This is a genomic window from Kitasatospora sp. NPDC088779 (assembly GCF_040685395.1).
Taxonomy (GTDB): domain Bacteria; phylum Actinomycetota; class Actinomycetes; order Streptomycetales; family Streptomycetaceae; genus Kitasatospora.
Genome location: NZ_JBFBHW010000048.1, coordinates 1 through 23471, shown reverse-complemented (window position 1 = coordinate 23471; position 23471 = coordinate 1). Strand labels below are relative to the sequence as shown.

The following is a 23471-nucleotide window of genomic DNA, read 5'->3' as shown; positions in this document are numbered from 1 at the left end:
CCCTCAGCCCTTCAGCAGGCCGCCCGCCAGCGGCAGCGTGTTCGCGTGGGCCCGGAAGTGCTCGTGATCGCACCACTCCAGGCTGAGGTTGGCGCGGGTGGCCTGGGCCCGCAGCAGGTCGCGGTGCTGGCGCAGCTTCTCCGCGTTCGGCGCGGTGACGGTCACCCATCCGGCAAGGCGAACGCCGGCGGCACCGTTGGCTATGTCGTGCATCGTGGCCGTGGCGGTACGCCGGTCCTTGGACTCCCGCGGGTCGTTGACCTTGCCGGCCTTGCTGTCCGCTTGCCCGATCTCGTTGGTGACGTCCGCCATCGCCTCACGCAGCGCTTCGTCACTGGTGACCAGGTCCATCGTTACGGAGACCGTGAAAATGACATCCTGGACATACAGCAGTAGCGGCGCCAGGAAGTTGACACCGACCGGCAACACGGGAAGCTGCTTCCACCAGGCGGTGACGCTGTGCCAGGCTTCGGTGCCCTCCCAGCTGCGGGAAAGCATCACGGCCGGATCCCGCGCGTCGACCTCTGATGGCCACGCCGTCGCTCGGTCCATGCCCCGGGTGTCGTTGATCCAGTGACTCGGGTCGTAACTGTGGTGGAACCAACTGGCCAGCGACGGTTCATCCAGGTTGCGCACCCACCGCAACTGCGCGAGACCGAGCCGCCGGATGAACTCCTCGAGCTCCTTGCCGAGCACGATCCCGAAGCCCTCGTGCAGAGTGCGGTACCGCAGGGCCTCCGCGACCAGTTCCGCGTCGTAGGGGATCCCCACGACGATCAGCAGACGCCGGTCCTCGGCGGAGATCGCCACCATGCGCAGCAACTGGTCGTAGGAGTCGTGGAGCCACTGCGGGGCGGACGGGTCGCGTCGGGCATGGGCGTCTCGGGCATGGGCGTTCGGATCGGTCGGCACCACCCGGCTGACCCATTGCAGTCGGCGTATGCGCCCGACGGAGTCGGCGTTCGACTTCAGCAGGAACTCCCACGCGCCGACCAGTGCCTCCTTGTCCTCCGCATCCAGGCCGCCGAAGTTCTTCTGACCCTCAACCTCGATCGCTGCCGTGAACATCGCCTCGTCGGTCTGCAGCAGGATCGCCAGGTCCCCGTAGGCGGTGCGGGCGCGGATCCACTCCACGTCCGGGATACCCGGCGGCGGTGCCACCTTCATCGGGCTGCCGTCCCCGTGCCGGCCTACCTTCGGTGCGACGGACCTGTAGAGCAGGCGCCCATCACGCAGCAACCGGCGGTGCGTGCGCCGGATTTCGAACCACTTCAGAAAAGTCCGGCCCTGCCACGGGGCCAGCGTCGCCCACCCGCAGATTCCCGCCGTCACGGCGAAGCCCAGCAGCTTGAGCGGAATGCCGGGCGCCACCCAGAGAAACAGCAGCCCGCCCAGCACACCGGCGGCGAGCACCACCTGCTCGTCCATCTCGAGACGGCGGCCCAGCAGCCCGCGCGGCCGAGGGCGGGGAAAGAGGAAGGTTCGTGGCATCGTCACTCCTGAAGGATGGCGGGTGTGTTTTCTGCTGGCCGGCTCCTGGCTCACTCACCGTCGTAGGGGGGCTCCTCCACCGGACTGCCATCCGAGAAGGTCTCGGCTGGCGCCGTCGAAACTGACAGGGCCGCGTCGGCGAGCGGCGCCGGATCCTCACCGAATCGGGCGGGACCCGAGGCGGTGCCGCCCGACAAGCTCCCACCCCCCACAGACTCCGACGGGCCTGCGCCCGGGCCGTCGTCAGGCGAAGCCGCACCGGCGACGGGGTCCTGCTGCGGGTCCTCGGCCTGCGGCACGTCGGCCGAGCCGGGCTGTGCCTGCTCGTCCACGTTCTGCGTCTGACCGTCAGTGCCCTGGGTCTGGTCGGGCGAGCCTGCAGCACCGTCGACGGCGGCCGTCTCGTCGCCTTGGCTGTCATCCTGCTCAGTTGCGGCGGTGGCTCCGTCCACCCCGCGCATCGCGGCGGCCTCGACCTCCTGCCCGCCATCCCCGGCAGCCCTCGCTAGACCGCCGCCCGGTGCCGCCTCGCCGCCGACAGCGGCGGCGGCGCCCTCGGCCCCGTCGCCGAAACCGGCCTCACTGTCGTCGTCGGAGGAGCCTCCGAGTTTGGACTTGATCTCACCGAAGCTAGACCTGGCGGACTGCGCAGCGTTGGAGAGGCCGCCCTCCATCTGCTTGCGCGAATTGAAGACGTCCTGGACCTGGTCGCCGAGGATCGGCACGAACCTGGCGACCTGGAAGGGGAGGTACAGGGCCAGGAACAGAAGGGCCAGTGCCGTCAGGATGGTTCCGAACGCCTGGGCGATACTGGCCTTGTCGCTCTTCTGCTCGGCCAGCAGCGCACTGGCGAGGGCCAGGGTCGTGAAGGTCACATACTTCGAGGCGATGATCCCTGCGAGGATCCCGAACCACCGCTTGCTGTGGCCCCAGAGGTCCCTGTCGACCAGCCCGGCGAAGACGGTGGGGCCAAAGACCAGACCGGTGTAGATGAGGGCGTTGCGGACGATGAGCTCGAGCCAGACACCAAGGATCGCCATCAGCAGGAAGAAACCGACTGCGATGACGATGACCGCGCCCCCCGGAATGAAACACAGGATGGCGAGCATGCCTCCGAGCACCGCCCCGATCTTCACCAGGTCCCAGCCGACAGGTGCCAGCATCGCGTCCGCGATGCCGTCGAAGACCTGGGTCATGTAGGCGATGCCCAGCGGAGCGAAGGCGGACGTCATGACGGACAGCAGGAGGTATCCGATGGATTCGCCCAGCGCCCGCAGGGGATCGACGCCTTGGAACGCCCGCTTCGCGACGGCCACGAGCCAGAGCACGACAGTCAGGAAGACCGAGGCGCCGAAGGCCATGGTGTAAGTCCGGATGAAGCCGGCGTTGCTCCAGTCGATCTGGGTGATACCCATCAGCGTGTGAGGTCCTCGGTCAAAGAGGTCATGGCGCTGACGACGGAATTGGAAATCGTTTTGGCGACATAGCCGAGCGGATCCTTGGCGAAGTCGACGATCTCTTTGGCGCCCTCGACGGCGCCGCACACCACATCCGCGAAGGGGACCTTGCAGAGGGCGTCGGAGATGCCATTGGCCTGGGCAGGCGGGGCTGCGATGACGGTCGTCATCGCAGCAAGGGCGCAGCCCAGCGCGAGTACGCCGCGGCGCAGCGGTGTGTCAGCCCACGTAGGGAGGCGCATCGAAATCCTTGTCCGTTGAGGAGAAGACGTCCACCGAGGTGGGCTGCTGGCCGGTCGACTGCAGCGGGGTCGGACCGGGCGTGACCGAGATCGACGACGCCTTCCAGTCGCCGTCGTGCCAGACGAGGGCGATCGTGTAGGTCGTCCAGGAAGCCGAGACGGGGACCGGGGCATTGGCCGTCGGCAAGCCGACGATGCCGCTCATCCAGACACTGACCGTGGCCACCTGGGGCGAGTAGCTGACGACCCTGGACCCGAGGGCGGACGCCCGCGCGATCAGTTTGTCGGCGGTGTCGGCCGTCAGCCCCAGGGCCGAGGAGAACCGGGCAGCAGCGGCGTTGTCGTCCTTGATCTGGCCGGCCGCGGCATCGGACGCCATGATCGTGTTGAGGATGCGCTCACGGGCCGTGGAGTCAGTGAGATAGCGCGTGCTCGACCGCGCGATCTCATAGTTGACCGCCGCGGCAACCGCCCCTTCCCGTGAGTTGCTGTAGCCGACCGGGACACCTTCGACCAGCCTTGACGCGGCTGCTTGGCCGGTTGCGCCGGCCCCGGCCAAGCTCGAACCACCCGCCGCCTCGCTCGCTTTTCCGGAAGGCGTCGGGTTGTCCGCAGTGCCGCCGGAGCCGCCCTGGCCACGGCCTATCAAAATGGCCCCCAGAACCACCGAAAGTAGGATCGCCCCGAGAATCATCAAGGGACCCCGAAACGGGGTCGGCGCCTTCGGCGGAGGCTGTTCGTCGCGCAGCACGCGTGTACCGCCATCGTTGGCGGCAGGAGTGCGGCGGGGCATCAGATGCCCATTCCGTAAACAATGGTGAACAGTGTTCCGATGGACGCCACAATGAATGCGGCGATAAGACTTCCCGCGAGCTCCTTTTGCCCCTGCTTGACCTGGACCGTGTCATGCTGAGAGTTCCCGACCTTCAGGTGGATCACGCCGATCAGGGCCCGCCCCAGAAGGATCAGAATCACCGCCGCCATGATGGCCTGGATGACCGTTCGTGCCGTTGTGCCGACTGATGCGAACGGGCCCCAGTCCGGGGCCAGCCCGGTGACCAGGCCGTCCACCGTCCCGCCGTGCTTCGGTGGCGGGTCAGCCGCGAGGCTGACGTCCTGCAGTCCCATATGCCCACCCTGTTCCCCTGCCTCCCGCGCTGCGCGGGAGATCCCCTGATGAAAGATCAGCGCCTCAGAAAAGAGGCAGGTCGCCAGGCAGGGAGATCAGGCACACATTCCCGGTCCAGCCGACTCGGAAGCCACCGAAACGCCTGCCGAACCCTGGCCGATGCCCCGGACCTCACAGCCAACGTGCCTGGCCCCGCCATTACACGCGCTCAGGCCGTCTGATGGCATGCCGGATTGACGGGAGGCGCCGTGGAATCCGCAGGGCGGGAACTCTGGCATGGAAATCCCGGTCCCCGGAAACTACGCCGAACTCCCTGAGACCTGCGCGGATTCGCAAGACAGAGTGAGGCGGTGAAGAAGAGCGCCTCGATGCTCGCTGTCGTGCCCGTGGCAATGTCAGGCCTGTTGTTGGTCTTCCTTGGAGGTATGGGTGGAGCCAGCGCCAATGCCAACGCCGTGACCTGTACCGGCTCCCTCGCGTCCGTCGGCAGCGGCGCCCAGGGCGCGGGCACATCGGTCTCCGCCACCGGATGGGAGCCGCCCGTCGGGCAGGACGGCGCCGCGGTCGTCGTACCGATCAGTCCCCAGGGCCCGCAGCAGAACCCCTCCTGGAGTGAGCGGCAAGTCCGCAACGCGTCCACGATCACCAACGTCGCACGGACCCGTGGGCTCAGCCCCCGAGCGGCGGTCATCGCCGTCGCCACCGCGATGCAGGAGTCGACGCTGGAGAACCTCGACCACGGTGACCGGGACAGCATCGGGCTCTTCCAACAGCGGCCCAGCCAGGGTTGGGGAACCACGGCCCAGATCACCGACCCGGTGTACGCCTCGAACAAGTTCTACGACAGCCTCATCAAGACCAACAACTGGCAGACACGGCCGCTGACCCAGGTCGCTCAGGCCGTACAGGGCTCCGGGTTTCCCGATGCCTACGCCAAGTGGGAACAGAGCGCCGGCGGACTTGTCAGCACCACCTGGGGGACCGCCGCCGTCACCTCGGTGTTCGCCGGCTGCCAACCCTCCTCGAGTACGGACACAGCAGCGGACCCCGCCGCGGACTTCACCGCCAAGAACCCTCGAACCGCCACCCAGGCCATCGCGGCCGCGCGAGCAGGCACGGCTAGCGGCCGATCCGACTTCCATAACCATTGCGACAACTTCGTGGCGCAAACCTACGGTTGGGGATCCTCCGGGTCAGACTCCGCCAACGTGCACTGGCAACGCCTCGTCGCCAGCGGCGACGCCCACCCCGGGGACAACTCACCACCCGCCGGCGCACTCCTCTTCTACGACAGTGGCAGTGAATACGGCCACGTCGCCCTCTACCTCGGGGGCGACATGGTCGCCAGCACCGACATCGCCGGCTACGGCACGATCGGCATCCGGCCCCGGTCCGACGTCACCAACGGAACCTGGCGAATGCGCTACCGCGGCTGGGCCGCACCGGCCTTCCCGTCCGCCAGCGGCGCCAGTACCCTTCCTGTCCCCGGAGGCACGACGTGACCGACACCCAGGTGCGCATCAGCCCGGACGCCACCGCCCTCATCAACGGCGAACCCCTCCACGTCCCGCCCGGCATCGACCCGGAACACGCCGTCCTGCAGCAACTCACCCTCGACGCGGCAGGCTCAGGAGCCCCCCTCGCGGCGGACATCCACGACACCCGCACCGAACAGCACCTCAGACTGCAGATCAACCCGGACGGGAGCACCAACCTCCTGGCCCCAGGAGAGCCACTCTCCCCACCCGCCCCCTCCACCGCACCCCTAGCCGACCAGCGACGGACACCCCCCGAACCCGACCAGGCCCTGCAAGCGGTGTACGAGGCAGGCCGCGCCCACGACTTCGCCCAAGCCGCCGCCAGAGCCGACCGCATCCTCGCCGACCTGACGACTTCTCACGGAGAGCGCCACCCCGCCACGCTCACCACAGCCGGGGTACGAGCCGACCTCGCGTGGATGACGGGCGACTACCGCTACGCCGCAGAGCTGTGGACCTACATCGCCGAGGGATGGGCGAAGACCACAGGACCTGAAAGCAGGCCCGCACGAACCAGCGCCCGCCAAGCCGCCGCCTCCTGGAGAGACGTCCCCGACACCGAGGCCATCGCCTGCGGACAGCCGCTCCTGGCGATGCTCCTCGCCATCGCCCCCACCCCCGAGACCAACGCCACCGTCCTCGCAGTCCGCCGACGGATAGGACACCTCACCGGCGGAGCCCGACCCGCGCTACCGTAGACCTTCGAACGGAAAGGGGGGCCACACCATGCGCTGGTTGGCACCGATCACGCTCAAGGTCATCCGATACGGTCCTCACCTGCTGGTCATCGTGGGCATGTTCACAGCCGGTGCCCTCTGGAACACGGGCAACCCCGCAGCGAGCTTCCCGAACGTGCTCGCACCGATCGCAGTCGTCGCGACGGGTGTCGTCCTCGCCTTCGTGTTCCCCCCGCACGGCAGACGCCGGCGACGCTGAGCCCACACCCGGAGCCGTGACGCGGCGCGGCCGCCGATCTCGCCACGCGGGATCTCTCTGGAGTGCCTTCCGCGGAACGGGAGGCGCCTCGGCCGGGCCTCGATACCCGGCGCGGGGCGCGGGATCCTGGACGGCGCCGTCGGCCCACGGCCGCCGCAGCAGTTGCACCAACTGACCGCCCACCCGCACCCGGGACGGCCCCGACCGCCTGGAGCCCGACATGAGTGACCCCACCAGTGGCAGTGCGACCGTCGGCGACACCACTTACAGTTGGCTCTCCACCGCCGTCGGCGACATCCTCTACGCCACCAGGGCGTCTGGCTGGCACGAACGGCTCCTCATGGGCAACGCAGTGCAACAGGTCTTCGCCGCACTGACGCAACACCCCGAAAGCGGTTGCCTCGAGCAACTCCGCCGGGAACAGCAGATACTCGACCAGGCCCGGCAGGAAGCTGCAGCCCAGCAGCAACAGGCCAACGAGGAAGCCGAACACCGGGAACTCCAGCAGAACCTGGACAGAGGCGTGATCGGTCCAGAGACCTATGTTCGCGGCCTGGCGGACCAGGCCGCCCGCCGACGCACGGCGCGGCAGCAATCGCTGCAGGACCGGCTGAACGACCATCGGATCCTGGCCGGGCTCGAACACGACCTGAAGATCGGCAGAGTCGGTCGGATCCTCGACACCGTCGACGAAGAACGAACGCCCGGCCCGACAGACGCCATGCTCACCGACCTCGAGGCACTCTGGCACGACGAACCCTAGCCACCCGAGGCGGTCCGGACACCAGCCCCATGGACCAGCAGACCGCACGGCGCCATGCCCGGCGCGACGCTCAAGCGACAGCTCTCACGGCTGCGGCAAACCGTACGCCACCTCATATCCCAAGCAGACAGTGCCGGGGCAACAGCCGCCGCGATGAGGACCGACGCCCGGCGAGGCCGCGGCGCCTGCCGGCCGGGCCGCGCACCAAGTCGTCCAGGCTCAGCTCGTCGAGGAAGCCCTCGGCAAGCAGATGCGCGCCCTCCTGCACCAGCTCGACGCCATCTGCCAGGCCGCTGACGAACTCGCTCAGGCCGTCGAGGAGCTCTTCCCTCAGCATCCTGATGCGGAGATCCTGCTGTCCTTCCCTGGCTTGGGTACCCAGCTCGCGGCCCGCGTCCTGGCGGAGGCTGGCGACGACCGCACCCGCTTTGCCGACACCCGCGGCCTCAAGGCCTACGCCGGGGCCGCACCGGTCGCCCGCGCCTCGGGGAAGATGAACCACATCGGTCGACGCATGGTCAAGAACGACCGCCTCAACCACGTCGGCTACCTCTGGGCGTTCTCCGCCCTCACCGCCTCACCAGGTGCCGGCGCTCACCACCGAGCCCGCCGCGAACACGGAGACTGGCACGCCGACGCCCAACGCCATCTCTTCAGCCGACTTCTCGGCCAGCTCCAGCACTGCCTCCAGCACCACGAACGGTTCGACGAGCGCACCGCCTTTCCCACAGCCGCCCAGCTGACAGAGGCAGTTGCCACATGACCCGAAGGCGTCCTGGCGAACCTGGCCCGGGCGGATCAGCCCCGCACGGAGAGCGGACCGTACAGCTCGACGCGTAGGCGGACCGAGACGTCGATCGGAAGCCCAAGCTCGGAGTGTCGAATGTCCTCAGCCCGGCCCGCGATCAGGTCGAGGTCGCGAAGCTGGTGGCGGAGTTCCGCGAGCAGATTCGGGACCAGCGCGTTCTCCAGGTCCGGAAGGTGCGCCCCGTCGTGGATGTGCGCGAGGATCTGCTCGGGCGAGTGGGGCTCGGCACGCCGATGAACGACCTCCACCGCGCGGCGGCTGGCCCAGACGGCGAACTCCGCAAGTCCGTACAGGTAGGTTTCCGCCGCGAGCAGCACAGTCGATGCGGCGTCCTCGTCGGCGTCGTCAGGGCCGTCCTGGCCGTCGATGTGGCAGTACTCGCTGAGCATGTAGCCGGTCATCGCCCGGTTGACGGCCTTGAAGGCCGTCATGTCGCCCAACGCGCCCTCCCAGACGGAGTTCAGCAGCGGACGCAGGCTCAGGGTGAAGGACGCCTGCTCGTTCTCGGGCAGCGCTTCGTGCGCACCCAGCAGCCGCTCAGCCGCTGGAGGACGCGGCCGCCAGTCGCTGGGCCGCCATCCCCGAGAGGCTCTGCCACGTTTCCATCCGAACCACCCGAATCGAGGTACGGCGCGCTCCTGCCGCCAGGGTGATCATCATATCTGGCACCGTCAAGGCCTCGTCCGCATTTCGGGCCTACCGGCCGTCCAAGGTCGGTCGTCGTCCAGAGGCCGCTGGCCCGGGCGATCGCCGACCTGGACCGTGCAGGGAGCATCTACGCCGAGCAGATCCCCCTGATCCGTGCCATGGCCGACGGACAGACTCCCTACGAGGCGGAAGGCGCCTGGCTCCACCCCCGTCCGCACCCTGCTGCGTGCGGAGGAGGAACGGCTCACCTGACGTTGCACGGTGCCGGCCGGTGGGGGTTGACTCGCGGACCCGGGTAGCTACCTTCCTCCCACATGAGGCGGTCACCCGACGACCCGTCGCCGCAACAAGCAGCGGTCCCACAGATACGGGACCGTCAGCCCCATTGACCGGCGGCAGCCGCAGCGGTCCGTAGGACACCCCTCATATGACCAACCCGAGGGCGGATCAGGAGCCTTCTGGCCTGGAAATACCCGCCCTACTGGGCAGGCGGGAACGGCCACAGACCCCCATGCATTGAGCCGGGCCCGGCGCGGCCCGGCGTGCCTCCGGTGAACCCCCGCCCTACCAATCCCGAGGAGAGATTCCCGCATGCTCGATGTTCTCGCTCAACAGATGGCCACCGAACTTCCCACGATCGCGACCCGAGCCTGGGCGCACGAGAAGGAGCCCTACGTGGTCTTCAACAACAACCCGGCCTCGGCGCTGACCGACGGCTTCCGCCGGATCCTTGTCGGCCAGGACGGGACCTCGGTCATCGTGGCCGGTTACAACGGTGGCCCGTTTCCGATCGGTGCCCACGTCTACGTGCCCAACTCCCAAGCCGGTCCGGAAAGGCTAGCAGCCGAAGCTCTGTGCACCGTCCTGCCGGACCTCGACAAGCGAGCCGCTCGCGCCGAGAACGACATCCAGCGGGCCAGTCGCCGTATTCGGGCGCAGCAGGCCATCGTCATGGCCGTGCCCGATTCCGCCATCGGGGCCTTTACTTGGCGGGGCGACGACGCCCGCTGGCCGCATTCCCGGTACGCTACGGCATCCGCCACCGTTAGTGGAGACGGCCACGCGGTGACCGTCATCGCGCCGTTGACCCTGGCGGCAGCCGAGCGCGTCCTCCCGCTGTTCCTGAGCCCGCCAAGGCAGCGTCCCTGGCGAACGATCCGATCGGTTCACGGCCCTGTCGGACGGCGGATCGCCGCGGCCCATCCCAATCTGAGGCCTCTCACCAATCAAGCTCGCCTCGGCACCGATACCTACGACACCACCGTACTCGGCCAGCTGGCCGACACCGCCCCCATAATGCGCCTTCACCTTCCCGCTCCCCAGCGCGAAACCCCCGGGGCCCGTCTCCAACTCACCGTGACCACCGGCCTGGACCTTGCCGTTGCTTTGATCCCCAAGCTGGCCCACTAACGCGGGGCGCCGCTGACCAGGCGGCGCCCCCAACGCCGTCGTTGGCCCCTCAGCTCGGCGAAACCGAAGCAGTCCGCCCCGGCCGAACTCACCCGGGCGGGTAGACACTCCTCGCCAACGACCAGCCCGTCAGAACGGCCGCAGGAGAGCCCCGAATCCGTAGGCCGTCCCGCCATCCGCCAACACAGGCCAAAGATGCAAGAGGTGTTGGGAAGTAGGCGTTCCTGCAGCAGACCTGACGACCATGAGCAAGCCCCCGGCATCGTTCCCACCGCCACGGCCACGGCAACCGGGGACGGCACCCCGGCACGTACACGCTGGCCACCCCCAGTAGCGCCAGTTCGGGGCCGCCTCCCAAGCCGACCGATGACCCTCCTTGAACGCCCGTCTGATCCCTCTACTGTGCGGACCGCCGCCACGCTCTGAGTTGCGGCCGGAGCCCACGGAGTATCCGACGGGCACGACGTCCCACCAGGCCGGCACCGAAGCGGGTCTGAGGAAGGAGAAGCAGATGAATACGACAACCGAACGGGTGTTCCGGGCCGCCAACGCCCTCCGGGAGCTCTTCCAGGACTACCCGTCCGACCCTGAGGACACGACCGGCGCTGTAGTACTGACCATCACCGACGCCGCGAGCGGGCAGCAGCACCGCGTCGAGCTGCAGCCCGGCCACGCCGACTGGCTGCGCCAACTCGCCGAGGCCGAGGCTAGTACCTACCGCCGTGCCCATCTCGATCAGGACGGCCGGTGCGGCCACTGCAACGGCACCGGCAGGGCATCCTCGAACACCGCCAGGCAATCTTCCGCGCCCGAACCCGGCCACGCGACTCGCGTCACCCAACAGGTCATCGCCCTGGCGGCCCAGGCTGGCCTGCACCCGACACGCTCCAAGCGCTACCGCGGTACGTGGCGCGTCTACCTCGACGCCAAAGCCGGGACGCAGTCCCTGTGCGGCACGATCACGGTCGGCGCCCGCAGCGGCCGGATCCTGCGAGCCCAACTCGTCCACGACGGCGGCGCCAAGGTCGCGGACTACACCGGGACGGCCGCTGTCCGTCGCGCACTGGCCGTCTACGCGAACTCGATCGGACGCTGACCTCACCGGCAGGGCCGTCAGGCCACCACGACGGCCGAACACACGGCCCCGCGCCACGCGGCGCCGTGCCAACCCGACCACCACCCACGGTGCTGCCGGCTGCACGTCAACCGGCACCCACCAAGCCGCAGCCCAGCGCGGGTTCTCCAAGACCCCGGGACCAGGAACCAGATCGCCCTCCGGACTTGACCGGCTCCCGCACACCACTATGGTGCGCCCCGCGCCACAGCCCGAGCGCCGAGGCGCCACAGGAAACAGGGACCGTCTGCTGCTCAGCGAGGCCGCGCAGCACTCCCGTCCACACGGAATCTCACGGCGGCCCGTACGTCACCCGGCGCTCAGCTCCCGACTCATCCCCGGAAGGGCACCACCATCCATGAACCTCAAGCGCCCGCACCCACACCTGACACAGACGCTCGCTGCCCTCGGCGCAGCCGGTCTCACCGCGGAGGCCAAGTTCTCCGACGGCACCGCCGCCGGCGACCAGGTCATCGTCCCCGGACCTGGCGGCATCTACTTTGCTATCTCCCGCTCCGAGATGCCTTCCGGACCCGACGCCCACCTCAACGGCTACCAGGTCCTGCTTCACGCCCGGGACGGCGAAGTCCTGGCCTTCGCCTACGACAGTCGAACCACCGGTGACACGGATCCTGCACCCCTTGTGGCCGGGATCGTCGCATCGCTGCAGAACCACCCCACCGCCACGCCCGATCAACTCATCCCGGACAACGCGGCACCAGCAGGGACCAAACCCCAGAACACCTACACCGGCTTTGCCGACCCCATCGATGCTTGCCACGTCGGTCGTCCGCGGCTCTACGTGCGGGACTCACCTGTGATCGCTGTCGAACAGATCCTGCCAGCCGCGTTCGTCGAGCTCACCCTGCGCAACCCGGTGTCGGGCCAGGACCCGCTGCGAGTCCGTCTGGACCCTGCCACCACGGGGCCCTGGGCCGTCCACCCGGCGGCCGAAGCCAGCTGATCAGCCACCGCCTGCCCGCTCCTCTCCGCTACACACGGCCTGGGGGAGCGGGTGCGGTACGGCGCCCACCGACCGACCCCGTTTGCGGAAGCTCTTGACTGGCCATCAACCGGCCTTACGTTGCGCAACGGTTGAACCTCGGCTACCCGGAGGCCGAAGCTGGCTTATGGGAGCTTCGGGGCCCCGCTGATTCAGACCCCGGCATACCGGCGCCAGCACGCCCCCCGGTACCCGGAGGCCCGCAGGCCGGCCCGCACTCCGAATAGCGGCAACCACACAGCACCTCCCGGCCAGAAATCACCTTCCCTGAAGTGGAGTTCACCGTGCCACCCTTCCCCGACAACCTCCCTCGCCGCCTGCGTGGCCTCCCTCCGGAACGCCCCTGCCGGCGACACCTGGCAGCGCTGCGTCTGGCCGCACCCCGCCGACCCGGCGCGGGGATACCCGGCGCCGCGTCAAGCCTCGCCCTCGTCTGTCCTGAGCCAGGTTCCTACCAGGTCGCGGTCCTGCTGAACGTCGCCCTCGGCCCGGACGGGAGGAGGGTCAACTTCGACGGCTTCCAGAAGGGACACGAGCTGGCGGTGGCCAGCCCGACCGACGGCAGCCCTCTGCTGATTCTCACTGTCACGGCCCAGGGCCTGCTGCCCGCTGCCGAACGAGCCTTCGAGATCGGTAACCGCCAGGGCGTCGACGACAAGGGGGTGGAGTGGCCCCGCGACCTCCGCTCAGTAGCGGTAGGCGACGTCCTGCACATCACCTGTCCCTTCGGCCGGAGGCACCACCTCGCTGTGTCGCCAAGGGCCTTCATCCACATTGATCCTCCACCCAGGGAATCCCTCGTGGCGTTGGTCGGCAGCTCGGCGACCTTCCGCATCTGACCAGCGCGACAAAACGAGTACGTCGAAGCTGCACCGCCCCGAACACGGTCAAACCGAGGCACCACCACACGCTAGACAAGGACGACCACGGCGATCGGACGCCCGAAGCGAATCCGATCAGACTGCCCACGGAGCGTCACCCACTTCCGATCCCGGCACCGAGCAGGTCCCGGATTGCCCACCGCGAGGCCCGACCACCCGGTGCGGCGGAAGGCCGCACTCGCCGGCGTCCCGGGCCCGGCCCAAGGCAGTGCGGTCGTAGCTGCCAGGCTTGCTCAGCTCTGCGAAACCGCTACCGTCGCCCCGCTTCCGCCGGGCGCCGACTACGCCGACGAGGTCTACGCGCCAGCCCGGACGGGCGTTGCGCCCAGTCCCGACCCGCCGCAGCAAGCGCTACACGCCAGCCATCACCCCTCCCAGCAGGCGCGGCTGCGTTCCCACTCTTTCTCACACTGGAGAACTCATGCTCACCTCATCACCTGTCGTCCGTGGATGCCTGCCCGAGCACACCGTCTCCCCGTCCGTCCGAGCCATACTCGACGTGCTGGCCGACACCCAGATGACCCGCGCCGACCTCGCCTCCGAGAAGGCCCACCAGGCCAGGAACCTGCGTTGCACGGTCGGCGCCGTCGCCACCCCTCGCGACCACTGCGCGGAGGTGATCGTGGAGTGGTACGAGGACGGAGCCACCGACGAAGCCGGCCTGCCGGCCCGCCGCGTCCGGATCGTCCGGAACATGCGCAACCGCTTCCTCGACGAATGCGCCGGTCTACTGCGGGACGTCGGCTTCTCGGTGATGTCCTCCGAGTCCTCGCGGACCCGCACAAGGCGGGTACAGTCCCTGCTCGTCTCCGGCGAGCCGTGCGAACTTGCGCTGGACGTGGCACAAGCCCTCCCCTCACACGGCCTGTCCCGAGCCGGAGTGCTCCCGCCCTACTGGGAGATTCCGGACCGGTACCGCCTCACGATCGCATCGGAGGCCATCACCCTGACGTTCTCCCACGCGACACAGGTGGAGCGAGTCCGGGACGCAGTTGCCGCGTTGCGCGCCCAAGGCCTGAACGCCAACGAGGACGCGCCCAGCCTGTACGGCACGGGCTACGGCGTTTTGGTGCGCGAGGGAGAACGGCCTATCGGGGATCGCGACGGACTACGCCCGGAGACCCCCCAGAGCCAGGCGGCACGGGACCTACTGTGGACTCGAGGGTTCTCCCGTGAGAACACCGAACATGGCACGATCGGACACCGGGTCCACCCGCAGCTTCCGCCCCACCTGCGAGACGGCACCGTCAACATTGACAACACCCCGTTCGCCGCCTTCGCCGCGTTGCACGACCGGGTGAGCGTGACCGCGTCGGACACCGCCTACGCGGAAAGGGCCGGACGAGAGCTGGCGACCGCCCTGTCAGACGCGCATGCCGAGGTGTTCGCAGCGGACAGTTGGACCGTGGTCCGAGAGGACCCGAGCACCATCACAGTGTGGCGACGGACAGCGCTTGGCACGGCGACCGAACCGAGCGCAACACCGACGGCCGCCATAGTGGCGGTCTGACCGGTCCGGGGACGGACACCCCGCGCTGCGCCCGCAGAGCTGGGCCCGGCCGCCTCGCGGCGCCACACACCGCCAGCAGAGCAAGGCAGCCGCGGCTCGGCCGTTCCCGCTCCCACCGCTGCCCATCGTCAGCACCACCCTCTTGCCCGCCCGGCGCCCTGGACTGGATCTGGGGCGCCGGGTTCGTCGCTGTCCGGGCTTTCGTCATGCCGCAAACACCGCAGGTTCCCGGATTCGGCGGAGGGCTTGACCGGACGTGGCGCATGGCTACCTTCCGGGTCAGGGGATCGCTCCGGGCAGTCTGCCCGGAGAGCGGAGTCCAGCCGGCTCGAGCCGACTGGATGCCTCACATGCCTTGCACGGCCGGACTTCGTGTCAGCGCGGGTGCCGTTCCCCCCACCACCCGTAGGCGACCGGGAAGCCACCCGGTGCACTGCGCTTCGCGCCTGCCGGCCCGCCCTGCGGACATCGACCGGCCGCCTCCTACAACTCCACTCCAACGCGAAGCCCTGCAGACCCCGCCGGGCTCCGGCCAGCCACCCGAAGCACACGTCAGATGGGAAGCACCCCGCTGCCCGGCCGCCCCGGGTCGAGCCCCTCACCCTTCCAACGGCCCCACCCACACCGACCCAAAGGAACCCCGTGACCGACCCGATCGCCGAGCTGTCTGCCACCGCCGGGGCGATGTTCTACGACACCGCCACCCCAGCGCATGCAGAGATCACCAACGTCCTGCTGACGCTGGAGGCGCCCGCAGCCACCGAGAAGACCCAGATCCCGACGCTGGAAGACGTGGAAGTCGTCCTGACCCGCGACCAGGTGGACCTGTACCTGGAGGAGCGGTCGTACCGCAGCGAGAGCGATCGGCAGTCGGAGCGGGGACTGATCGCCGCCGTGAACTCCGCGAAGGGCAAGCGGAAGGTCAAGGTGCGGCTGACTGCCACCCAGGCCTGTGACCTGATGGACTACTTCGAGGCCATTGCCCAGTCCCTGGATTACATGGCTAACGACGATGAGTCCGAAGCCCGGAACCAGGCTCTCGCCGGCGAACCGGCGAAGCTGCTGGACGAGGTTGGGGCCCCGCCCCCTGGCGAGTTCAACGCCCGTGCGAAGGCCAGTACGGCCGCCAAGAATGCCCCCCGCTCCAAGGCCCCCGTGGACGACGCTGGGAAGGTCGCCGCGTTTCCGGCGGCCTGGGATGTCATGAACCGGTACGACCTGGTGAACAGCCGGGGCTGGACCGACCACCTCATCGCGACCCGACTGGGCCAGCCCGATCGGCTGGATACCGTCCGGTCCGGCACCGCCACCCGCCCGGTCGGCTCCTGGAACCGAGAGCGCATCCTGCAGGCGGAGCGGGAGCTGCGAGAAGAGCAGTCGGTCACGGCCGAGAACGCCAAGGACCTCATCGGTCAGCGGGTGCGGATCGAGCCGACCGGCCGCACCGGTGTGCTGCGCCACGTTCGGCTGATGGCTGACGGTTACGGGGACCACGACATGGCGTCCGTCGACCTGGACGCCCCGCTGTCCCACGGCGTGATGGCGGAATGGGGCTGCCTGGAGCAGGGCGTGACCGTGTTGGCGGACCAGACGCCCGTGGTGAAGGACGCACGCGCGCAGATGGAGCAGAAGCTGCCGCAGCTGCGCCAGGAGCGGGAGGAGACGCAGAAGGCGACGTGCAACATGTAGGTCCGGGAGCGGGCGCTGCGAGAGATAGAACTGCACCGGGACCACATGGTGTCCGTGGAGGTTCCGCAGGCCATCGTGGACTTGCTAGCCGCCCGAGATCCAGATGGAGGACGCGAACGTGATGGACGTCCCCACGATGCTGGTCCGGCTGGCGTGGAATGGCGCCCGGCCGATTGCGGCGCACTCCGCCGCCGTTCCATCCGGGTGCCGGCACTCTCGGATTCCGGTCGTCTCACTGTCCCGCCTTCCTGACCCCGCGTGTGAGTTCTGTTGCCCTTCTCGCGATGCCGCGTCGTGCCGTCCGCGGCCTCCGACTCCTGGAGGGGGGAGGCCCGGTACAGGGCAGGGCCTGCTGCCGGGCCGTCCGGCCTGAACGGCTTCGCAAACCAGTGTGGTTGGGGTGTTGACCGGCTCGATCCCGTGGCTACTTTCCCTTCCCGGGAGAGCGCCCCGGCCCGGCTGCTGTGCTGTACACCACCGTCCCGGCCGTGCCGCACACCATCGGTCGCTGCGGCCGTACCACGAGCGGGCCGCCATCGTGGCGTACCGCACCGGCCGTCATCGCGCCACCGTCGTCGTTCGCACGACGGGCTCTCCCACCTCGTCCTTCACGACGCTTTGGGAGAGCCCCATCATGCCCGCACACCGCCGTACCCTGTTGCGCCGCCGTACCGCTACCGCCCCGGCGACCGTCCTGTTCACCGCCTCGGCCTGCCTCAACATCACCACCGGTCCCCACGGCTGGCCCGAGAACTACTTCGGCTACCAGCCTTGGCACAGCCTGGTGCAGGCCGTCGACCCGGACATGCCCGCCCTGCCGCTGACGTTCACCATCCCCGCGCCCGGCCCGCTGACCGCCGCCCGCCGGGCCGCCGCCGTCGGCCGGCGCCTGGCCGTCGACCACAACGCTGCCTACTGGCCCGCGCGGATCCGCCGCCTGGCCGTCGGCGACGTCGTCACCATCACCCCCCACACCCCCACCACCGGCCCCCGTCGCTACTACGCCCTCGCCCCCGGCGGCGACCTCACCGAACTGCCGTGCATCAACGAGCCCCTCAGGCTCCCGCACGCCCGGCAAGCCCACTGAACCGCACCCGCATCCGGGTGCGGGGTACAACCGGTCCGGAGGTTCCGTCAACCTCCGGACGATGCCCCGACCAGCCCCCCGGGCGTCCGGCCGTCCGGTCCTCAACTCGTCTTTCCTTCTGCGTGGTTGGCCCAACGACTACCCCAACCCAGCCCACTCCGGCAGCATTCGGGTCGACAGCGCCGTACTCGACCAGTACGGCCCGCGTGCCCTTGCCTGGCGGCCGGGACTCCGCACCCCCTCGCAGGGTCCCGGCCGCCGCACCCACCAGACGTCCCGACACAAGGGCGGCCACGTTGTCCCGGCGCGTGGCGACACCCCGGAACCCATACCCCCTTTGGAGGCACCATGTCCCAGCCCGTCTACGACCCCTACTCGACCACTCCCGGCCCGGCCGACATCGCGAGTTTCCTCGCGGGCCAGCTCGGCCGCGACTGGAGCACCCGGCCGGACCGGCCCGCGGCCCTGTGGCACACCGACGGTTTCAGCGTCACCGTCGAGCCGGCAACCCAGCCAGGCCTGCCCTTCGACGGACCGGGCACCGACCTGATCCTGACCGCGACCAGCGGCACCGAACAGGCCGAGCGCACCGTGCACGGCACCACTCTCCTGCGCGTCGGCGAGCAGGCCGTGGCCGCCGTCGCCCGGATGAGAGACCAGCTCGCCCCCCAGGGCCCGGGCCGCATCGACATGTTGCTCCTGCACGACATCGACGAAGCCCGGCTGACCACCGCCGCCTGGCACAACGGCACCCTGCTGACCGACGCCCTGATGGCCTCCTCGATCCGCTGCGGGCGGGTGGTCGTTCACCAGGTCACCGCACCCGGCGACGACCTCGCGCACCACTGGTTCGAATGTGCGACAGACCTTCCCCCCGGCACCCCGGCCGCGGTGAGGGCCTGGGTGACGTACGTCGCCGAGGCCTACCACGACAGCGAGGAATGTCCCTTCTGCCGCCCGGCTCACTACGCCGACACCGCCGGTCAGGAGCAGTCTCCGGCGCTGCACCGGGTCCTCCAGCAGATCGTGGGTGCGGTCCGCGAGCCGGTCGCGGAGGCGATGCTCCTGTACGCCGACGCGTTGGCGTGCGGGGCGATCGCGCCGACGGAGCGCAGGCCCGCCGTATTGGCGGCTCTGTTCCCGGACATGGCCGCCCGCGAAGACGTCACCGAGTACGTCTGGGGCGGCGCCGTCCACCGATTGCACCTGCTCGCTGCAGGAAACGTGGCTGACCGTAACGACCTCGACGCCCACCGAGCCTGGCAACTCGACATCAAGGCGTTCCCCGACGGGTTCTCGATCGCCGACCTGCGCGGGGCATTCGGGGGTGACGTCGTCACCACCGCCACCGCGATTCGCACGGCATGCGCCGACGACGAGCCCGAGGACGAGCGGGGCGGCGAGCCCGCCGATCGCGCCTGAACCCCCTCTCCCGTTCAGGCTGTAACTCCCGGCGCCGCCCCACCGAAGTGGCCGTGCGGCGCCGCCCGCCCTGCCGCTGCGCCCCAGCCACTGTCGGCCCAGGGCCGGGCCCGTCCCCGCCCGCGGTTGATCGGTCAGCAGCCGCTCCTACTGCGCGCCCTGTTCCCACCCGGCGGCCGTGTGTGCCCGTGCGTCTTGTTCCCGGTCGCGTGGGTTTCCCCGGTAGCCCGCCCTCCTCTGCCCGCCTAGGGGTGGGTCGCAGGTGTCGCCGCAGCCCTCGTCCCGTCCCCATCCCCGGGTGCGGGCCGCCCGGCCCCCTTGGTCCGGGCGGCCGGGCTTCCCCGGTACCCGCCGGCCGCCACACACGCATCCACCACGGCACAGCGCCGCACCGCCCACTTCGCGGCCCCGGGCCCCGCCAGGGCCGCCGAGACGCCGCACCCGCCGGCGTCCGACCCGCTGGACACCGTACCCGTCAAGCACCGCCGCCTCATTCTTGCCGAGGCCGCCGCTCTCCTGCTGGCCCGCTACTGGCCGCTGGAGTGCGCCGACCTGGTCCGGGGACTGGCCACCGGCCGCATCTGCCCGGCGCGTCGGGGCCGGGGCCAGACCACGCACACCAACGAGGACACGGCGCGCCTCTGCCCGGCCTGCGACCGATCCGGAACCGTCCCCCGCCCGGCCCGGCACAGGACCGTTGAACCCGCCCCGGGGCGGGGCACCACCGCTGCGCCCCGCCCCGCCGACCGCCCACCCTCGGGTGGGGGTTGACCGGCCCGCAGCTGTTCCTACGGTGTCTCCTGTTCCCGCCCGGCGGCCGTGAGTCGTTCCGGCCGCGCGGGCTTCCCCTGCACCTCCCCGTTCCTTCCCCTTGGCGGGTTGCAGGTGCCGCCGCCGTCCCGCACCCCGCGTTCGCCGGCCCGGGGTACGGGACGGCCCCACTTCCTGCCCGCCTGCCGTCATGGCGCCCCGGATCACAGAAGGAAGTCCCGATGGTCATCAAGTGGTACAGCAACAAGTCCTACCAGTGCCCGCAGTGCCGTCACGATACGGTCGCCAGCCCCTCCAACTGGGAGGTGTACACCTGCTGCAACTGCGGCACCCGCTTCGCGCGCTTTCCTCACCTGCAGCGTTTCCTGCGCCACGCCGGGATCACCTGCGAGGTCTGTACCTTGCGATACCCCGTCCCTGTCGACGGCGAGCCGTTCGGGTTCCTGCGCCGCCGCCACAGCGGTGTCGGTATGAACACGGAACACCGGTTCGAGGCGTGGCTGCACGACACCGAAGAGATCACCGACCACCGCGACGCCGTGCGCTACGTCAACACCCGTTCCAGCCGCGCCGAGGCGATGGCCGACCTCGCCTACTGGCGCAGCTTCCTCGGCCGTGACGAAGACGACCTCAGCCCCGTGCTCGCCGTCGTCACCGACGACCAGTTCGACACATACGGGCCGGACACCGCCGAGGAGCAGCAAGGTGGACTCCTCGACGGGACGCTGGGGGTCTACGGGGTCGGTGTTCTGCGTCCATATGCTGCCCCGCACCCTGGGCGGGGGCAGTTCCACGCTGATGCCAGGACGTTCTCCTGGAGCCTGATTGCTCCCAGCGGCCTGGAAGGCATCTACACCCGGCTCCTGCCCGAGGCGCTGGCGGCGTTCCACCCCGGCGGCGAGTAACGGCCTCCGGCCGACGCCTCCCACACCGGCCCATTGCGGGTGGCTGCTGCGCCCCGTCCCCGTGTTCGTGGGGGCGGGGCGCTGGTGTGTGTCCGGCCTCGGGGCGGTGTCCGGTGTTGGGGCGGGTGCCGCAGCCGGCAGGGGCGTGGGGCGGGGTGTGTCGCTGCCCGGGTGTCCGGCAGCCAGAAGGGGACAGGGTCGGCGCGCCCCGAACTGCCGACCCGCCTGTTCCGGTCCGGGGTTGACCGGCTGCCTGCCGGTCTTATGGTGCCTTCTGTTCCCGCCTGGCGGTCGTGAGTTGTTCCTGCCGTCAGGGCTTTCCCCGGGTGCCCCGCCCGCCCCGGCACTCCGCAGTCCCCGGCTCGGGTGCGGGGCGGCCCCGCACCCATCAACCCATCTGACGAGCAGGAGCTCTCATGAGTATGTGGAACCCCGGCGACACGCTCGCCACCGTCATCCGCGCTGTCCTGGACCAGCGCGGCATCCGCTACGAGAGCCACGGCGGCTTTGACACGCACTACCTGGTCATGCCCGTTCTGGACGGCTGTGGCGAGGTGCTGATGTCCGACGTGAGCAGCAACCTCGCGGGCACGATCGCCGAGTTCAGCGGTCTGCGGGCCCACTACTGTCCCACCAGCCACACCGAGGGACGCGGCGACGAGGTGGTGTTGTACGAGTCGCCTAACCTCGGCCAGCGTCGTCACCCCGCCCGGTTCGACGTCGAGTTCTCCGAGTTGCTCAGCGCGGTCGTCGCGTGCTTCCGGCTGTTCGCCGCCCGCCGCCCGGCCGCCGCCCGGTTGCAGACCCTGGCCGCAGTCGAGACCGCCGGTCGCAGCCCGGCACCGGACCCGGTCCCCGCCTCCTACCGTTGGCGCCGGGCGATCGGCGGGACCGTGGCACTGTCCGTGACCGCCACCGCCGTCATGGATGCCGAGGCCGTCGCCGCCAAGCTCTACGCCGCCTTCAGTAAGCCGTTTGAGGGCGGCGACCCGTTGCCGCCCCTGCTGACCGTCCAAGACGTCATGCAGGTGCTCGCCCGCGAGTTTGCCGGATGCGCAAACGGCTGGCACTTCTGGGCCGCCGAGCCCGGCCAGGACGCATGGGACACCGTTCACCCCTGGGCAGAGGCCCAGGTCCGCCGGATGTTCCCCGAGCTGACCTGGCCCCCGGTCCGGGGCTGACTCCCGCCGTCGGTCTCGGGCCCGCATCCGCCCGGGGCCGGCGGCTGTCCCTGTAGCGGCAGCACCACCTGCTTCTGACCGCCGTCGGCGGGGCGTCCGTCCCGGTCACCGGCCTGGAGCCGCCCACACTGCGGCCCCCGCCCCGAAAGCCGCGTCCTGTCCCCGGTCCTCGCCGCCCGGGCCGGGGTTGACCGGCCGCTTGCCGCCCCTACGGTGTGCCCTGTTCCCGTCCGGCGGCTGTGACTTGTTTTGGCCGTGCGGGCTTCCCCCGGCTGCCTCCCCGCCTCCCTTCCCCGTGGGGGCGTGCGGATGCCGGCGCCAGTGCGTTCGCCGGCCCGGCGCGCGGGACGGCCCCGCCTTCCCTCAACCCACTCCACGAGCAGGAGAACTCTCTCATGAGCAAGACGCCCGAGAAGGACGTCCACCGGTACCGCGACGGACAGATACCCCTGCGTTCGACCCGCCTTCAGGACACCGGCCCGCAGGGCATCACCCGGGCGGTCATCGACCGGACCCCGATCGTCTACCAGGGCACCACCTACGACATCGGGTCTTCCTACAGCGACCGCGACGGCACGGTGTGGTTCTTCGAGGACACGGTGAGCTCCGAAGACGGGACACCGCACGTGAGCAGTTCGGCGGACGCGTACCTGAACTCGCTTGCCAGGGTCATCAAGGAGTGGGGCCCACTGACATTGCACTGCGCGGGCCGCCGCCACTCCCGCCTCCTGCGCCGGTCTGTTCACCGCCACCGCGTTCCTGAATGTCACCACCGGGTCCCGTGGCCGCACCTCGCGTCACTTCGCCTACCGGCCCGGGCATGTTCTGGCCCAGGTCATGGATCCCGGCCTGCCTGGCCTGCCGTTGACGTTCGTCGTCGAGGCCCTGAACCCGCGGGCGGCTGCCCTGGAGGCCCACGCGATCGGCCGCCGACTGTCCGCCGACAAGTACGCCGACTGCTGGCCGCGGCGGGCGCGCCGCCTCACCACGGGCGACTTGGTCAGCATCACCCCCCCCGCACGCCCACCACCGGAGAGCGCCGTTTCTGGGCTCTCGCCTTCGGCGGGCACCTGACCGAACTGGAGGCTGTCGGCGGAACGCTCCGCGTCCTCGCGCCGGTCCCGGGTCTCTCCTGACCCCCGCCCCCGTACGACGGCCCGGCCGCAGGAGCGCGGCCGGGCCATCGGACCCGGCCGTGCAACAGCGCCGCTGCGCTCCGGCCCCTGCCCCTCCGGGGGCGGTCTGATGCCCGACGGCGGCCCGGTCCATCGTCCGGCCCGATCGGGTTCGCCCCGTGCCTGGCCGCCGTCCCGGGCCGGCGGCTCGTCCGTTGCCCTCAAGCATCGCGTGCGGCCCGGTCCACCACCGGCCCCTACAACACCGGACGTCTGAGAAAGTGTTGGGTAATTGATCAACTTCGTGGCGTGATGCACTGGTGGTGATCGTCGCGGGCGAGGCATCCGCGACGATCACCGCCATGTGTGTC

The 23471-nt window shown here is 69.8% G+C and carries 21 protein-coding genes and 1 pseudogene; 16 read left to right on the top strand and 6 right to left on the bottom strand.

The window, feature by feature from the left end; all coding sequences use genetic code 11:
• Nucleotides 1–3: 3 nt before the first annotated feature.
• Genes AB0P03_RS32320 through AB0P03_RS32300 form a run of 5 tightly spaced genes read right to left on the bottom strand, consistent with a single transcriptional unit; the run spans nt 4 to nt 4318 of the window.
• Nucleotides 4–1491, bottom strand: coding sequence for an SCO6880 family protein (locus AB0P03_RS32320; RefSeq protein ID WP_363632174.1), 1488 nt, complete (start codon nt 1489–1491; stop codon nt 4–6).
• 50 nt (nt 1492–1541) lie between these two features.
• Nucleotides 1542–2906, bottom strand: coding sequence for a hypothetical protein (locus tag AB0P03_RS32315; RefSeq protein ID WP_363632173.1), 1365 nt, complete (start codon nt 2904–2906; stop codon nt 1542–1544).
• The gene (locus AB0P03_RS32310; protein WP_363632172.1) at nt 2906–3118 is read right to left on the bottom strand and encodes a hypothetical protein; all 213 of its coding nucleotides are present in this window, start codon (nt 3116–3118) and stop codon (nt 2906–2908) included. Before AB0P03_RS32310 ends, AB0P03_RS32315 begins: the two co-directional genes overlap by 1 nt.
• A gap of 49 nt (nt 3119–3167) precedes the next feature.
• Nucleotides 3168–3941, bottom strand: a complete 774-nt coding sequence (locus AB0P03_RS32305; RefSeq protein ID WP_363632171.1) for a hypothetical protein — start codon at nt 3939–3941, stop codon at nt 3168–3170.
• A gap of 41 nt (nt 3942–3982) precedes the next feature.
• Nucleotides 3983–4318: a hypothetical protein gene (locus AB0P03_RS32300; RefSeq protein WP_363632170.1), complete on the bottom strand. Its 336-nt coding sequence runs from the start codon at nt 4316–4318 to the stop codon at nt 3983–3985.
• A gap of 351 nt (nt 4319–4669) precedes the next feature.
• On the opposite strand from AB0P03_RS32300, the gene AB0P03_RS32295 reads away from it, so the two are divergent.
• From AB0P03_RS32295 to AB0P03_RS32275, 5 genes and pseudogenes are all read left to right on the top strand, one after another.
• Nucleotides 4670–5821, top strand: coding sequence for a hypothetical protein (locus AB0P03_RS32295; RefSeq protein ID WP_363632168.1), 1152 nt, complete (start codon nt 4670–4672; stop codon nt 5819–5821).
• Nucleotides 5818–6555 (top strand): hypothetical protein, encoded by a 738-nt coding sequence (locus tag AB0P03_RS32290; RefSeq protein ID WP_363632166.1) that lies wholly within the window; start codon nt 5818–5820, stop codon nt 6553–6555. The genes AB0P03_RS32295 and AB0P03_RS32290 overlap by 4 nt, the downstream gene beginning before the upstream one ends.
• 37 nt (nt 6556–6592) lie before the next feature.
• Nucleotides 6593–6793: a hypothetical protein gene (locus AB0P03_RS32285; protein ID WP_363632164.1), complete on the top strand. Its 201-nt coding sequence runs from the start codon at nt 6593–6595 to the stop codon at nt 6791–6793.
• Between the two features lie 220 nt (nt 6794–7013).
• Complete coding sequence (locus AB0P03_RS32280; protein ID WP_363632163.1) at nt 7014–7556, top strand: hypothetical protein; 543 nt, start codon at nt 7014–7016, stop codon at nt 7554–7556.
• 226 nt (nt 7557–7782) lie between these two features.
• A pseudogene (locus AB0P03_RS32275) lies at nt 7783–8319 on the top strand (transposase); the annotation flags it as partial.
• Nucleotides 8320–8354: 35 nt separating this feature from the next.
• Here AB0P03_RS32275 and AB0P03_RS32270 read toward each other — a convergent pair.
• Complete coding sequence (locus tag AB0P03_RS32270; RefSeq protein ID WP_363632162.1) at nt 8355–8804, bottom strand: hypothetical protein; 450 nt, start codon at nt 8802–8804, stop codon at nt 8355–8357.
• A 799-nt stretch (nt 8805–9603) separates the two neighbouring features.
• Here AB0P03_RS32270 and AB0P03_RS32265 point away from each other — a divergent pair.
• The 11 genes from AB0P03_RS32265 (at nt 9604) to AB0P03_RS32215 (ending at nt 23121) form a co-directional block, all read left to right on the top strand.
• Nucleotides 9604–10422, top strand: a complete 819-nt coding sequence (locus AB0P03_RS32265) for a hypothetical protein (protein WP_363632161.1) — start codon at nt 9604–9606, stop codon at nt 10420–10422.
• Nucleotides 10423–10933: 511 nt separating this feature from the next.
• Entirely contained in the window at nt 10934–11518 is a 585-nt protein-coding gene (locus AB0P03_RS32260; protein ID WP_363632159.1) for a hypothetical protein, read from the top strand.
• Nucleotides 11519–11894: 376 nt separating this feature from the next.
• The gene (locus AB0P03_RS32255) at nt 11895–12500 is read left to right on the top strand and encodes a hypothetical protein (RefSeq protein ID WP_363632158.1); all 606 of its coding nucleotides are present in this window, start codon (nt 11895–11897) and stop codon (nt 12498–12500) included.
• 311 nt (nt 12501–12811) lie between these two features.
• Nucleotides 12812–13378, top strand: coding sequence for a hypothetical protein (locus tag AB0P03_RS32250; RefSeq protein ID WP_363632157.1), 567 nt, complete (start codon nt 12812–12814; stop codon nt 13376–13378).
• A gap of 463 nt (nt 13379–13841) precedes the next feature.
• Nucleotides 13842–14930 (top strand): hypothetical protein, encoded by a 1089-nt coding sequence (locus tag AB0P03_RS32245; RefSeq protein ID WP_363632155.1) that lies wholly within the window; start codon nt 13842–13844, stop codon nt 14928–14930.
• A gap of 642 nt (nt 14931–15572) precedes the next feature.
• Entirely contained in the window at nt 15573–16619 is a 1047-nt protein-coding gene (locus AB0P03_RS32240; protein WP_363632154.1) for a hypothetical protein, read from the top strand.
• 634 nt (nt 16620–17253) lie between these two features.
• A complete protein-coding gene (locus AB0P03_RS32235) occupies nt 17254–17706 on the top strand; it encodes a hypothetical protein (protein WP_363632152.1) in 453 nt (150 codons plus the stop codon).
• Nucleotides 17707–18054: 348 nt separating this feature from the next.
• The gene (locus tag AB0P03_RS32230; RefSeq protein WP_363632151.1) at nt 18055–19128 is read left to right on the top strand and encodes a hypothetical protein; all 1074 of its coding nucleotides are present in this window, start codon (nt 18055–18057) and stop codon (nt 19126–19128) included.
• Nucleotides 19129–20120: 992 nt separating this feature from the next.
• The gene (locus tag AB0P03_RS32225; protein ID WP_363632149.1) at nt 20121–20804 is read left to right on the top strand and encodes a hypothetical protein; all 684 of its coding nucleotides are present in this window, start codon (nt 20121–20123) and stop codon (nt 20802–20804) included.
• 416 nt (nt 20805–21220) lie between these two features.
• Complete coding sequence (locus tag AB0P03_RS32220; protein WP_363632147.1) at nt 21221–21985, top strand: hypothetical protein; 765 nt, start codon at nt 21221–21223, stop codon at nt 21983–21985.
• A gap of 395 nt (nt 21986–22380) precedes the next feature.
• Entirely contained in the window at nt 22381–23121 is a 741-nt protein-coding gene (locus AB0P03_RS32215; protein ID WP_363632145.1) for a phiSA1p31-related protein, read from the top strand.
• Nucleotides 23122–23471: the final 350 nt, after the last annotated feature.

What these genes read in the sequence shown, in the direction of transcription:
- AB0P03_RS32260 (WP_363632159.1), top strand. Translation starts at nt 10,934, where the DNA reads ATGAATACGACAACCGAACGGGTGTTCCGGGCCGCCAACGCCCTCCGG.
- AB0P03_RS32310 (WP_363632172.1), bottom strand. Translation starts at nt 3,118, where the DNA reads ATGACGACCGTCATCGCAGCCCCGCCTGCCCAGGCCAATGGCATCTCC.
- AB0P03_RS32220 (WP_363632147.1), top strand. Translation starts at nt 21,221, where the DNA reads ATGAGTATGTGGAACCCCGGCGACACGCTCGCCACCGTCATCCGCGCT.
- AB0P03_RS32320 (WP_363632174.1), bottom strand. Translation starts at nt 1,491, where the DNA reads ATGCCACGAACCTTCCTCTTTCCCCGCCCTCGGCCGCGCGGGCTGCTG.
- AB0P03_RS32265 (WP_363632161.1), top strand. Translation starts at nt 9,604, where the DNA reads ATGCTCGATGTTCTCGCTCAACAGATGGCCACCGAACTTCCCACGATC.
- AB0P03_RS32245 (WP_363632155.1), top strand. Translation starts at nt 13,842, where the DNA reads ATGCTCACCTCATCACCTGTCGTCCGTGGATGCCTGCCCGAGCACACC.
- AB0P03_RS32255 (WP_363632158.1), top strand. Translation starts at nt 11,895, where the DNA reads ATGAACCTCAAGCGCCCGCACCCACACCTGACACAGACGCTCGCTGCC.
- AB0P03_RS32280 (WP_363632163.1), top strand. Translation starts at nt 7,014, where the DNA reads ATGAGTGACCCCACCAGTGGCAGTGCGACCGTCGGCGACACCACTTAC.
- AB0P03_RS32315 (WP_363632173.1), bottom strand. Translation starts at nt 2,906, where the DNA reads ATGGGTATCACCCAGATCGACTGGAGCAACGCCGGCTTCATCCGGACT.
- AB0P03_RS32300 (WP_363632170.1), bottom strand. Translation starts at nt 4,318, where the DNA reads ATGGGACTGCAGGACGTCAGCCTCGCGGCTGACCCGCCACCGAAGCAC.
- AB0P03_RS32230 (WP_363632151.1), top strand. Translation starts at nt 18,055, where the DNA reads ATGTCCCAGCCCGTCTACGACCCCTACTCGACCACTCCCGGCCCGGCC.
- AB0P03_RS32235 (WP_363632152.1), top strand. Translation starts at nt 17,254, where the DNA reads ATGCCCGCACACCGCCGTACCCTGTTGCGCCGCCGTACCGCTACCGCC.
- AB0P03_RS32225 (WP_363632149.1), top strand. Translation starts at nt 20,121, where the DNA reads ATGGTCATCAAGTGGTACAGCAACAAGTCCTACCAGTGCCCGCAGTGC.
- AB0P03_RS32215 (WP_363632145.1), top strand. Translation starts at nt 22,381, where the DNA reads ATGAGCAAGACGCCCGAGAAGGACGTCCACCGGTACCGCGACGGACAG.